Below are 12,695 nucleotides of genomic sequence, written 5' to 3' on the forward strand. Positions count from 1 at the left end.
AGACGATGGTCTAAACCTGATTCCGGCACGTTCGTGCCGCCAATCTCTCCTGTTTATATTCCCGAAAGGAAGCGTCATGGAAAAAGCGGATATTGGGCTGATCGGCCTTGGTGTCATGGGGGCGAATCTCGCGCTCAACATCGCCGAGAAGGGCTACCGCGTCGCTGTCTACAACCGCACGACCCAGAAGACCCACGAGTTCCATGAGAATGCAGGGGAACTCAAGGACCGGGTCATTCCGTGCGACACGCTGGAGCAACTCGTCGGCAGCATCCGCGCCCCGCGCCCGATCATCCTCATGATCAAGGCAGGCGATCCTGTCGACCAGGAGATCAAGGCGCTAAAGCCGCTCCTGATGCGCGACGATATCATCATCGATGCGGGCAACGCCAATTTCCACGACACGGTGCGCCGCCTGAACAGTCTCGGCACCGACGACCCGACCTTTGTCGGCATGGGCGTTTCCGGTGGCGAGGAAGGGGCGCGTCACGGCCCGTCGATCATGGTCGGCGGCACCCAGGAAGCCTATGACCGCATCTCCCCGGTGCTGACCGCGATTGCCGCCAAATATGACGGCGATCCCTGCTGTGCGCTTCTCGGGCCTGATGGCGCCGGCCATTTCGTCAAGACCATTCACAATGGCATCGAATATGCCGACATGCAGATGATCGCCGAGATCTACGGCATCCTGCGCGACGGACTCGGCCTTTCGGCGCCTGCTATCGGCAGCGTCTTTTCCAAGTGGAACGACGGCCCGCTCAACTCCTATCTGATCGAGATCACCGCTAAAGTGCTGCTCGCGGTGGATCCCGATACGGGCAAGGCCGCCGTCGATGTCATTCTCGACTCAGCCGGGCAGAAGGGCACGGGCCGTTGGTCGGCCATCGAGGCGCAGATGCTAGGCATTCCGGCCACCGGTATCGAGGCCGCTGTTGCTGCCCGTTCGCTTTCGGCCCTCAAAGCAGAGCGGCAGATGGCTGAAAAGGCTTATCCGTTTGGCGGGACAGCTCTTTCTCCGGAGGATCGCGCCCGCTTCATCGACGATCTCGAGCAGGGCCTGCTTGCCGGTAAGATCGCGGCCTATGCGCAGGGCTTCGCGGTCATGGCAGGAGCGTCGAAGGAATATGAGTGGGACCTGCCGCTGGCAACCACCGCCCGCATCTGGCGGGCCGGCTGCATCATCCGCTCGCAGTTTCTCGATGTCATCGCTGAAGCGTTCGATAAAGGTTCGCCGGAAAACCTGCTGCTTGCGCCCGCCTTTATCGAGCGCATGACCAAGGGGTCGGCGGCGCTGCGCAAAGTCGTTTCCACTGCGGCTCTCGCGGGGTTGCCCGTGCCGGCGCTCAGCTCTGCGCTCAGCTATTTCGACAGCTATCGACAGGCGCGCGGCTCTGCCAATCTCATCCAGGCGCAACGCGATTTCTTCGGTGCGCATGGCTTCAAGCGGCTCGACCGCGAGGGCGATTTCCATGGTCCCTGGTCGTCGGATATGGGGTGAACCAAGGTAGGTATCGTTCACTAAACAGAGACAATGCATCACCTAACGGCGGCTTACCTCAGCCGCCGTTTTAACCCCATATAGCTCGCATCCGCCGGAATGATCCGGCACAGCCATATGAGGGCGATGCAATGACAGATACGCTCAAGAGCACCATCAAGGGGCTTCACCACGTCACATCTATGGCGAGGGACGCCAATCTCAACAACGCGTTCTTCACCAGGGCGCTCGGGCTGAGACGCGTCAAGAAAACCGTCAATTTCGACGCGCCCGACGTTTATCATCTCTATTACGCCGATGAGGCCGGGACGCCCGGCTCCGTCATGACCTATTTCCCATTCCCGCATATCGGTCCGGGCCGTCAAGGCGCAGGCGAGGTCGGTATGACCGTCTTTGCCGTTCCAGAAGGAACGCTCCCATTCTGGGAAAAGCATCTGGCGGATCATGGCGCCGGAGGGCTGTCGCGCGATGAGGTTTTCGGTGAAAAGCGGCTGCGTTTTCTTGGTCCCGACGCGGACAGTTTCGCTCTCGTTGAGGTAAAGGGCGATGCACGCGCTCCATGGATCAAGGGCGGCATCGGCGATGACGAGGCGATCCGTGGCTTTCATTCGGTGTCGCTGCGCCTGCGTGACGAAGGGGCTACGGCTGAACTCCTGGAATTCATGGGCTATGAGGAAGCAGACAGGGCGGGAAATGTCCGGCGCTTCGTTGTTCCGCATGGCAACGGCGCCAATGTCATCGATATCGAAACGGTTCCTGGCGCTCGCTTCGCCGATCTGGGGGCGGGTTCAGTGCATCATGTCGCTTTCGCCGTCGAGAACCGCGAAAAGCAGCTCGAAGTGCGCAAGGCGCTGATGGATACGGGATATCAGGTCACCCCCGTCATCGACCGGGACTATTTCTGGGCGATCTATTTCCGCACGCCAGGTGGCGTCCTGTTCGAGGTGGCGACCAACGAACCGGGCTTCGATCGTGATGAGGATACCGCGCATCTGGGCGAGGCATTGAAGCTGCCCAAGCAGCATGAACCCCTGCGCGAACTGCTCGAGCGTCACCTGCAGCCGATCGTGGATTGAGGCAGCCGATATGTCGATGGAAACTTACCATTATCGCATGCACCCGGCGTCCGCGCCGGGCGCCCCGTTGATGTTCGTCTTTCATGGGACGGGCGGAGACGAAAACCAGTTCTTCGACCTTGGCCGGCAATTGCTGCCGGGCGCGGGGATCGTCTCGCCACGCGGCGATGTCCTGGAACATGGCGCTGCGCGCTTCTTCCGCCGGACCGGCGAGGGCGTCTACGACATGGCCGATCTTCATCGCCGCACCAAGGCGATGGCCGATTTCGTCCGCGCGCATATCGAGGCGGAAAAGCCGTCCGCCGTGATCGGGCTTGGCTATTCCAACGGCGCGAACATCCTGGCCTCGATTCTTCTGGACCAGCCGCATCTCTTCAAGGCGGCTATCCTGATGCATCCGCTGATCCCATGGCAGCCGGCGGAACAGCCCGATCTGAAGGGTCGGCGCGTGCTGATCACGGCGGGTCGCCAAGATCCGATCTGCCCGCCTGCCTTTACCACGCGTCTCGGCGAGTACCTGACGGCGCAGGGTAGCGATACAATTATCGAATGGCATTCCGGCGGCCATGAAATCCGCCAGTCGGAACTGGCGGCTATCAATGTTTTTACCGAGATATATCGACGGTAAGGCCGCCCGGCCTATTCGCCGAGAACCAGGAGATCCTTGGCGGCAAAGCCGATCTTGACCTTTTCGCCGCGCGCCGGCGGCGGGGAGCCGGGATTGTTGAACATGTCCAGCGAGACGTTGTTCTTGCCGAGCGAGACGCGCGTGCGGATGACGGAGCCTAGGAAGTGCACGTCGTTGATGATGCCCTCGATCGCCGTGTCGTGGCCGTTCTGCAGGCCTATGGTCACGGCTTCAGGGCGCAGCGCCAGCGCCAGCATTTCGCCATTCTTATGGCCGGAGAGCGATTGCGCCAGGGTTATCCGGTTGCCGTCGAGATCGACAATGCCCGCCTCGGCGTCGTCCACCTTGCCTTCAAGCACGTTGAGCGTGCCGACGAAGGATGCGACGAAGCGCGATACGGGCTGGTTATAGATATCGAACGGGGTGCCGATCTGCTCGGCGCGGCCCTCATGCATGACGACGATGCGGTCGGAGATCGACAGTGCCTCCTCCTGGTCATGTGTTACGAAAATGGTGGTGATGCCGAGCTTCTGCTGGATCGCGCGTATCTCCTGGCGCAGCGACACGCGGATCTTGGCGTCAAGCGCGGAGAGCGGTTCGTCGAGGAGAAGCACCTGCGGCTTGGTCGCCAGCGCGCGAGCCAGCGCGACGCGCTGCTGCTGGCCGCCTGAGAGTTGATAGGGAAAGCGGTCTCCGAGATGGCCAAGCCGGATCAGTTCCAGCATTTCCGCCACCGTCGCATCGATCTCGGCCTTCGGTTTCCTGGAGACGCGAAGGCCGAAGGCGACATTCTGCGCCACGGTCATATTGGGGAAAAGCGCATAGGCCTGAAACACCATGCCGATATTGCGCTGGTTGGGCTTGAGATCGACCACGTCCTTGCCGTCGATGCGGATGATGCCCGAGGTCGGGACCTCGAAACCCGCAACCATGCGCAGCACGGTTGTCTTGCCACAACCGCTCGGCCCTAGGAAGGAAACGAACTCGCCTTTCTCCACGCCCAAGTTGAAGTCCTGAACGACCTTGTTGGTTCCGAAGCTTTTTTGCAGATGGGATATTTCGAGGAAAGCCATGGGAACCGATCTCAAGCGCTGGGCGATTTGAATTTGCTGAAGCGGGAAACAAGCTGGATCAGCGCAATGCTCATCCATGTCACCGCGAAGGAAATGACCGCGAGGGCGGACGGCTCATAGGCGCGGTTGGCGCCGACGAGTTGGAGGTAAGGGCCGAAGGCCGGACGATTGAGGAGTGAGGCCAGCGTGAACTCGCCAATGACAATGGCGAAGGTGATGAAGGCTCCGCTCAGGACGCCGGAAAGCACATTGGGGAAGATGACCTTGAACAGGATTGTCGGCCAGCCGGCGCCGAGGCTCTCGGCGGCTTCAGTCAGGGTGCGAACATCAATAGCGCGCATGGCGGTGTCGACGGCGCGGTACATATAGGGCAGCGACAACGTCACATAGCCGAACATCAGGAGCAGATCCGTCATCCGGCGCGATCCGGTGAAAGGCAGGATCGACGACGAATTATAAATCCTGAGATAGCCGAAGACGATGACGATCGCGGGGATCACCAGCGGCATCAGCGTGATGAACTCGACAACGGGGCGAAGCTGCGGCAGGCGAAGCCGGATCCAGTATGCGGTCGGCACAACAAGCAGGATGCCGAAGATAATGGTCATCACGCCCATCAGCGTGGAATAGGCGAAGGTCGCCTGAAAATTCGGATCGGAAAAGACGACACGATAGGCATCGAAGGAATATTCGCCGCGCCGCATGCGCAGCGAGAATTCGAATGTGCCGATCAGCGGTACGAGGAAATAGATCGCGCCGATGGCGAAGGCGATCCATGCGCCGATGCGTTGCGATTTCATTTCTGCCACCTTTCCGCGCGCATCCGCAGCCAGATGTAGAGCACGTTGGAAATGCCGGTGATGAGGATCATGCCGAGCGCCAGCGCATAGCCGAGATTCTCGTTGTGCAGCACGTCACCGCGGATCTGCGCGTAGAGCAGGATGGGGACGATATTGAGGGAGCTTCCGGTCAGCGCATAGGCGGTCGCGATGGCGCCGAAGGCGTTTGCGAAGAGGAGCAGGCTGGTGCCGAGCAGGCTCGGCCACAGAATGGGGAACGCCACCATGCGCCAATATTGCATCGTCGTCGCGCCCAGGATGGAGGAGGCTTCGCGCCACTCCTTCTTCAGGCCGTCGAGGGCGGGGGTGAGGATCAGCACCATCAGGGGTATCTGGAAGAACATATAGGTGATGGTCAGCCCGAGGAAGCTCAGAAGATTGAACCCGGTCGAATAGAGATTGAAGCCGAGATACTTGTTGAGCAGCACGGTGACGAGGCCGGTGCGGCCGAGCGTCGCGAGGAAGGCGAAGGCAAGAGGCACGCCGGCGAAATTCGACGCCACGCCGGAAAATGTCAGGACTGTCGGCCGCAGCCAGGAGGGAAGGCCGCCGAGCACGATCGCCCAGGCGAGGAAGAAGCCGATGAGAGCACCGCCAAGCGCCGAGGCTAGGCTGATCTTGATCGAAATCCAGTAGGCACTCATGATCGAGGGCTGGAAGAGATCGAGAATGTTCTGGAACGTGAAGTTGCCTGCCTGATCCTTGAATGCGCCGACGATCAGAAACAGCGTCGGCCATATCAGAAACATGATGGCGAAAAGGAAAAACGGCACCACGCCCAGCCATTCGAGCGGCAGACGCCGTGCAAGCGATGGTGTGCGAGTGGTCGAGGAAGTGTCCGGGATGCTGCTCATGGGCATTTTGGCCTTCCGCCGGGCGGCGTGTCTCTTGCGAAACACCTCGCCCGGCGAAAAAGCGTCTTACTGGACGTTTGCGCCGACGACGCTGTCCCAGTTCTTGGTGATCACTTCGTTCGACGCCTTCTGCTCGTCGAGCGTCGGGAAGACGGCCTTCTCGTAAGATGCCGCCGGAGGCAGCTTGTCGAGAAGATCCTGCGGGACCTTGCCGTTCTTGACGAGGTCGTTGAAGCGGATCGGATGGCAATAGCCCTTGAGCCAGGCAAGCTGGCCTTCGTCGGAATAGAGATATTCCATCCAGAGCTTGGCGGCGTTCGGATGCGGCGCATAGGCGCTGATCGCCTGAACGTAGACGCCGGCGACGACGCCCGACTTCGGCACGACGACTTCAACGGCCGGGTTGCCCTTCAGCGTGTCGCGATCGGAGAGGGCGTTATAGTCCCAGCGGATCAGGATCGGGGTGGAGCCCTGTGCCAGAGAGGCGGCCTTGCCGATGACAGGCACGAAATTGCCGTTGGCATTCAACTGCTTGAAGAACTCCAGGCCAGCTTCGCCGGCTTTCGTTCCCGCTTCAGCACCTGATGCGAGCCCGGCGGCGTAGACGCCGAGGATCGCCTGGTTGGACGCGCGCGGATCGCCTGCGAGCGCCACGGAATTCTTATACTCATCCTTGAGCAGGTCCGACCAATCCTGAGGTACGTTCTGGATGATGTCCTTGTTCACCTCGAAGGAGAGAACACCATAATAGTCGCCGTACCAGTGGCCTTCCGGATCCTTGGCGTCGTCGGGGATCGAATCCCAGGTCGAGACCTTGTAGGACTGCGTCAGGCCATCGGCCTTGGCGGAGGGGCCAAAGGAGAAACCGACGTCGATGACGTCAGGCGCCTGCGGGCCCTTGTTGTCCTTGTTGGCCTTGATCGCCTCGATCTCGTCGCCCGAACCAGCGTCCGGGTTCAGTTCATTGATCTCAATGCCGTACTTCTCCTTGAAGCCGGTGATCAGGGCGCCATATCCGCACCAGTCATGGGGCAGCGCGATGGTCGTCAACTGACCCTCAGCCTTGGCGGCAGCGATGAGTTCGGCAGATGGTTCGGCAGCGGCGACAGACGTGCCGACGATGGCGAGAGCAGTCGATAGAGACAGCAAACGAGCTGAATACCCAAGCATGAAAAAACTCCCCTGTTGCGGCGAACGCCTTTGGCTCAAATCCGGCATCCGCGCCATCCCGATAGTCTCATCGAATGACAATTGGATGACAGCAGCGACATATGCCGAATTTCGTAGCGGCAGGAAGTGAAACACTTTTCCCGGGGCTTAGCAATTGATCCGTTTTACTAATTCGCCGAGCATGACAAAAATATTTCATATCTGTGACGTGGTTTATCGGTTTTGCGGGGCGGCAAGAGCGCACAGGGTTTCCCAATTTCTTGGGGATTCGTAGTCAGCCTGTAAGCTTATGAACCGAAACAGGTTCCCCAGCCCTAATGGCCGCCACCGCCGGCCGCCGGTTTTCCGGGTTTGCGCAGCAGGATGGCGAAAACCGCCAGAGACGCGAAAAGCATCGTCAGGATGAAGAACACGTCAATGAAGGACATCAGCGTCGCCTGCTGGCGGACCATGGCAGACATCCTAGCGAGAGCCGCGGTACTGCCGTCGATGCCGCTGGCATTGAATTTAGCCGCCATGCTGGCGAGCATGTCCTCGGCTTCGCGGTTGCCCCAGCTGACATGCTCCGCCAGTCGGGCATAGTGCATATCGGCGCGATCGGTCAGGATGGTGTTGATGACGGCGAGGCCGACAGCGCCGCCGAGATTGCGCGTCAGATTGAAGAGGCCGGAAGCATTCTTCATGCGCGAAGGCGGCAATGTGCCCAGCGCCAGATTGTTGATCGGCACCATGCAGAGCATCAGCGAGCAGCCGCGCAGGATCTGCGGAAGCAGAAGCTCATGAAAATCCCAATCCGCCGTCAGCCCGGTCATCGTCCATGTGCCGGCGGCGAAGCCCAGGAAGCCGATCATCATCATCAGGCGCGGGTCCATGCGATTGGACAGGAAACCTGCAACCGGCGCGGTCATGAACATGGCGAGGCCGCTGATGAACAGCGTTTCGCCGATCATCAGCGCGTCATAGCCGCGGATCTGGCCGAGATAGAGCGGGTAGAGATAGGTTAGGCCATAGAGGCCAACGCCCATGATGAAGGAGAAGACCGAGCCGAAGGCGAAGTTGACATTGCTGAAGGCGCGCAGATCGACGATCGGCTCCTCGGCTGTAAAGACGCGATAAAAGAAGATGATCGCGCCCACGGCGAGGATGATGCTGAAGATCAGGATCGTGTCATCCTGAAGCCAGTCGTTGCGCGGGCCCTCTTCGAGAACATATTCTAGCGAACCGAGGAAAGCGGCCATGCCGGCCAGGCCCCACCAGTCGAACTTGCTCATGAGTGAGCTGTCGCCCTCGTCGAAGTCGATGAGGTTCCATGCGGCGATCGCCACGAGAATGCCGGGGAAGACATTGACCAGAAACAGCCAGTGCCAGGAAAAAGCGTCGCTCAGATAGCCGCCGACCGTCGGGCCTATGGTCGGCGCGAGCGTGGCGACGAGGCCGATCATTGGCGAGACGATGGAGCGTTTCGACGGTGGAAAGATGGTGAAGGCGGCCGCGAACACGCTAGGGATCATGCCGCCGCCGATAAAGCCCTGTATCGCGCGGTAAATGATCATCTGGTCGATGGAGGTCGCCGTCGCGCAAAGGATGCTCGCCAGGGTGAATCCTGCCGCCGACACGGTGAACAGCACGCGGGTCGACATGACCCGGCCGAGAAAGCCGGAAAGCGGAATCATGATGACTTCCGCGATCAAATAGGATGTCTGGACCCAAGATATCTCGTCGGAACTGGCGCTCAGCCCCGCCTGGATCTCCGCCAGCGAAGCCGAGACGATCTGGATGTCCAGGATGGCCATGAACATGCCGAAGACCATCGCCAGGAAGGCAAGGGCCTTTTTCGGGTCTATGCGTTCATCGGCGGGGGCCTGTGGCACCGGCATGTCGGCTGTCGTGGTGGCCATGACGGCTCACTCCATGAAATCTGGCAGCTAGAGTAGAAACCCTATTTCGCTGCTGCGGCCTTTTCGTCCGGCGCGGTGCGGGTATCGATGCTGACGATGACGCTCAGACCGGCGCGAAACTTGCCGGTGGCAAGCGCCTCGGGCGGGATGGAAATACGGACGGGGACGCGCTGGACGACCTTGGTGAAATTGCCCGTGGCGTTCTCCGGCGGCAGGAGCGAGAAGACCGAACCGGAAGCCGGGGCGATCGAAGCCACCGTTCCCTCGAAGGTCTCCCCATCCATCGCATCGACGGAGATACGCACCTTCTCGCCCCGCTTGATTTCGGCGAGCTGCGTTTCCTTGTAGTTGGCGTCGATATAGAGGTGATCGACCGGCACGAGCGCCGCTATCCTCTGGCCGGCGCTGACGAGATCGCCCTGTTTGCCCGAGAGATTGCCGACTACACCGTCGAAAGGCGCACGAATGGTGGTGAACGAAAGATCGCGTGTCGCCTTGTCACGGGCGAGTTCGAGCGAGCGCATGCTGCTCTCGGCTTCCTTGTACTGCGCCTGCAACACGCCGATATTGGCGTTGGCGGCTGCGATCTGCGCTTCGGCGCCCGCCAGGTTGGCGTCGGCCTGGTTGAGCGCCGATGTGGCGTTGTCGACGTCGGACTGAGAGGCAAAGCGCGTATTATGCAGTTGCTGCGCCCGCGCCATTGTCGTCTTGGCGTTGGTCGCCACCGCGCTGGCGGCGAGCTTCGACGCCTGGGCCTGCTGGAGCGAGGCCTGCGCCGCCTTGATCTGTGCGGCGATGCTCGCCAGCGTCTGGTGCTGGGTCGCAATCTTGGCCTCGGCCTCTTCCAGAGCGATGTGATAGTCGCCGGCATCGAGCTGGAAGATGACATCTCCAGCCTTGACGAACTGGTTCGCGGCGACCGGTACCTTCTCGATATAGCCTGTCACCTTTGGCGACAGGGCGGCGATGTCGCCCTGGATATAGGCGTCGTCGGTGGTCACCAGAAAACGGCCATCCGTCCAGTAATCGTAACCGTACCAGCCGGCGCCTGCCAGAACGGCAAGTGCTACAACCGGCAGCACGATGCGCCTGCCGATACCCTTCTTCTTTCCGCCCGCACTGGATGATCTATCGCCTGCGTCGGTCTGCGGCTTCGCGCTGGGCGATGCCTGGGGATAGTCCTTCGGCGCCGGCTGCTCGGCGTGAGCCGGCTCTTCTGCATGCTTCATCAAGGGAAAGGGGCGGACCTCGCCGCTTTCATCAGACTTAGAAGCGGATCTGGATGTCGACATGGGAACGATGGCTTTCTGTGATCTCACCGGTAAATGAACCGATCGGTTCGACGTGTTGACTTAGTTCAGAGCAATCGCCATATCAAGGGGGATCGAACCGATTGGTTCGAAAATAGTGAAGAGTGATGAAATGATTAGCGAGAAAAATGCCGAACCATGCCTTCCCGAGGAGACCGAGGAGCGTGGTGAAGTTCCGTACCTGCGCCAGCAAAGGCTTGGCGCCGGCCAGGATCCGGCGAAGCGGCAGCAGATTTTAGAGGGCGCGCGCCGGGTTTTCATGCGCATGGGCTTCGACGCCGCGAGTGTCAACGACATCACGCGCGAGGCGGGCGTCTCCAAGGGCACGATCTATGTCTATTTCAACGGCAAGGAAGAACTGTTCGAGGCGCTCTGCGATGAATATCGCGCTTCGATGTTCGCCAGCCTCACGGCGGATATCGAGCACGGGCTTTCAGGGCGCGACGCGCTGGTCAAGTTCGGCATTGCGCTTGCAACCCTCATCACGTCAGAACCGGTCATCCGCGCCCAACGCATCATCATCGGCGTTGCCGACCGGATGCCGGAAGTCGGCGCGCGCTTTTATGAGCGGGGACCGAAACGCGGCAAGGCGTTGCTCAAGACATTCCTCGACGAGCAGGTTCACACCGGTCATCTAGATATCCCCGATACCGAGCTCGCCTCCCATCAATTGGCCGAATTGTTCCTGGCCGGTATCTACCGCCAGCGCCTGTTTAGCGCCATGGCCGAACCCAGTGCCGAACTGATCCGCAAGACTGTGATTTCGGCTGTCGAACTGTTTTTTATTGCCTATGCACCGCGGCAACATCAAAATGGAAAAACCAATGAGAAATGAGGATTTATAATCCATTGCAACTAGGGCTGGCTGTTTGATACAACCGGGCGACAAGCGTCGTTCTATTTTGTGCATAAAGCTACGGAAGTTGTTGAATCAGCTTGTATGACTAGTTTCTTTTTGCGCCAGTTGTGCGTCTTGTAGCTATGTCGAATATTCGACTCGCTTATAGACGCGATGCCGTTTATGGAACGGCTTGTGAAAGATGACCTCTCGTTATTCTGGCGGTCTCTCAATGGCTAAGGACGTACAATGAGCCTCGATCTTGTGCATTTTCCCAACTTCAAGAAGGGCTTTTTCGGCTCTTCTTCCAAGACTGGCACGTTGGAACTGCTTTGCCGTGTTCGTGATGAAATAGGCTGTCAGCATATTTCACATGTTTCACGTACAAGGCTTGACGAGACCGTTCGGAGCAATCCGTCGGACCTGTCTGTCGTCATGACATTTCCCACCAGCTGGATTCTAAGATATTCCGCCAAGAACTATTTCAGCGTCGATCCCATGGTGCAGGATGATTCTCCGCTGCTGCGTAACGACGCGGCAGGCACCTTGCGCAATCTCGAACTGGATGCGGACGTCTCACCGGAAGTGAAGGAATTCATCCGGGACGGACAAAAACATGGTCTGGGCAATCTTTTCGTTGCCGTAGGTGCTACCAATGCGCATGGTTTTCCCGGTTCGTCCCTGTTCACCTTCGAGGTGGGCGATGAGGACAAGGAGAAGTTCATCGAAAAGATGCGCCCGCGTCTCCTGAGCGCTTCGAGCCTGATCCATAATTCGCTCTATGGCACCAAGGAAGGCGTCGTCAGCGCCGCTGCCGCAAGCCTTTTGACCCGGCGTGAGGTTGATTGCCTGCGCTGGGCTGCGAGTGGCAAAACGGATGGCGAAATCGCTGAGATTCTCAACATTGCCCGCTGGACAGTGGTGACTTATCTGCAGAATGCCAAGATCAAGCTCGGCTGCTCCAATCGGACGTCGGCAGTGGCGACGGCATTGTCGCTTGGCATCATCGACATGCCGGACTCGACCCATCTTCAATCATAGAAATAGTGGGTAGCGCGCATCCGTGCTATTTGCCGCTCGCTATTCGCTGCGGAATTCGCGCATCCGCGAAAGCCGCCGCGAGGCGTTCGGTATTATGCGCCGGGCTTTCGCTCGCCTGATCAAAGGTGATGTGATTGAGGTCGATCTGCGCGCCTTTCGCATCGATCAGCAGGCGGAAATAGGCATAAACACCCATATTGCGGAATTCCATATCAAGTATGATGCGCGGCGGACGGTCCCAGTCCAGTTCATATTCGCCGCCATGGCCGAAATGCAGGGTCTGCGGGAAGAAGTGCAATTCCGTCGCCGAGTTGACGATATCGGCGATATTGGCGAAGAGCTCGCAGCGTATGAATGCGATATAGTCGGCGACATCGACAAGCCGGAGGTCACGGATGACCTCGGTCATATGCCCGGCGATAATCGATTCGCGTGTCTCAGAATATTGCGTGCTTCTCATGCTTTCACCG

12 protein-coding genes are annotated in these 12,695 nt (G+C 59.4%); 5 read left to right on the top strand and 7 right to left on the bottom strand.

The window, feature by feature from the left end:
• The first annotated feature begins 76 nt into the window (after positions 1–76).
• The 3 genes from gndA (at position 77) to DUT91_RS11895 (ending at position 3,202) form a co-directional block, all read left to right on the top strand.
• Positions 77–1,498 carry an NADP-dependent phosphogluconate dehydrogenase gene (gene gndA / locus DUT91_RS11885; RefSeq protein WP_114440588.1) on the top strand — a complete coding sequence of 474 codons (1,422 nt, stop codon included), beginning with the start codon at positions 77–79 and terminating at the stop codon, positions 1,496–1,498.
• A 131-nt stretch (positions 1,499–1,629) separates the two neighbouring features.
• On the top strand, positions 1,630–2,574 hold the full coding sequence (locus DUT91_RS11890; RefSeq protein ID WP_114440589.1) for a VOC family protein: 945 nt from the start codon (positions 1,630–1,632) through the stop codon (positions 2,572–2,574).
• 10 nt (positions 2,575–2,584) lie between these two features.
• Positions 2,585–3,202: an alpha/beta hydrolase gene (locus DUT91_RS11895; RefSeq protein WP_114440590.1), complete on the top strand. Its 618-nt coding sequence runs from the start codon at positions 2,585–2,587 to the stop codon at positions 3,200–3,202.
• A gap of 11 nt (positions 3,203–3,213) precedes the next feature.
• Here DUT91_RS11895 and DUT91_RS11900 read toward each other — a convergent pair whose 3' ends face one another.
• The 6 genes from DUT91_RS11900 to DUT91_RS11925 form a co-directional block, all read right to left on the bottom strand.
• Positions 3,214–4,275, bottom strand: coding sequence for an ABC transporter ATP-binding protein (locus tag DUT91_RS11900; protein ID WP_114440591.1), 1,062 nt, complete (start codon positions 4,273–4,275; stop codon positions 3,214–3,216).
• Between the two features lie 11 nt (positions 4,276–4,286).
• A complete protein-coding gene (locus DUT91_RS11905) occupies positions 4,287–5,075 on the bottom strand; it encodes an ABC transporter permease (RefSeq protein WP_114440592.1) in 789 nt (262 codons plus the stop codon).
• Complete coding sequence (locus tag DUT91_RS11910; RefSeq protein ID WP_114440707.1) at positions 5,072–5,968, bottom strand: ABC transporter permease; 897 nt, start codon at positions 5,966–5,968, stop codon at positions 5,072–5,074. Before DUT91_RS11910 ends, DUT91_RS11905 begins: the two co-directional genes overlap by 4 nt.
• Positions 5,969–6,034: 66 nt before the next feature.
• The gene (locus DUT91_RS11915; RefSeq protein ID WP_114440708.1) at positions 6,035–7,138 is read right to left on the bottom strand and encodes an ABC transporter substrate-binding protein; all 1,104 of its coding nucleotides are present in this window, start codon (positions 7,136–7,138) and stop codon (positions 6,035–6,037) included.
• A gap of 314 nt (positions 7,139–7,452) precedes the next feature.
• Positions 7,453–9,036, bottom strand: coding sequence for a DHA2 family efflux MFS transporter permease subunit (locus DUT91_RS11920; protein WP_114440593.1), 1,584 nt, complete (start codon positions 9,034–9,036; stop codon positions 7,453–7,455).
• Positions 9,037–9,077: 41 nt separating this feature from the next.
• Positions 9,078–10,328 carry an HlyD family secretion protein gene (locus DUT91_RS11925; protein WP_114440594.1) on the bottom strand — a complete coding sequence of 417 codons (1,251 nt, stop codon included), beginning with the start codon at positions 10,326–10,328 and terminating at the stop codon, positions 9,078–9,080.
• A 130-nt stretch (positions 10,329–10,458) separates the two neighbouring features.
• Between DUT91_RS11925 and DUT91_RS11930 the strand changes: the two genes are divergently transcribed.
• Both DUT91_RS11930 and DUT91_RS11935 read left to right on the top strand, forming a co-directional pair.
• The gene (locus tag DUT91_RS11930) at positions 10,459–11,181 is read left to right on the top strand and encodes a TetR/AcrR family transcriptional regulator (protein WP_114440595.1); all 723 of its coding nucleotides are present in this window, start codon (positions 10,459–10,461) and stop codon (positions 11,179–11,181) included.
• 252 nt (positions 11,182–11,433) lie between these two features.
• The gene (locus DUT91_RS11935; protein WP_114440596.1) at positions 11,434–12,225 is read left to right on the top strand and encodes a helix-turn-helix transcriptional regulator; all 792 of its coding nucleotides are present in this window, start codon (positions 11,434–11,436) and stop codon (positions 12,223–12,225) included.
• A gap of 25 nt (positions 12,226–12,250) precedes the next feature.
• Here DUT91_RS11935 and DUT91_RS11940 read toward each other — a convergent pair whose 3' ends face one another.
• Positions 12,251–12,685 carry a hypothetical protein gene (locus DUT91_RS11940; protein ID WP_114440597.1) on the bottom strand — a complete coding sequence of 145 codons (435 nt, stop codon included), beginning with the start codon at positions 12,683–12,685 and terminating at the stop codon, positions 12,251–12,253.
• Between the last annotated feature and the right edge of the window lie 10 nt (positions 12,686–12,695).

Origin of the sequence: Paramesorhizobium salinisoli, from assembly GCF_003335045.1 — a bacterium.
Taxonomy (GTDB): domain Bacteria; phylum Pseudomonadota; class Alphaproteobacteria; order Rhizobiales; family Rhizobiaceae; genus Paramesorhizobium; species Paramesorhizobium salinisoli.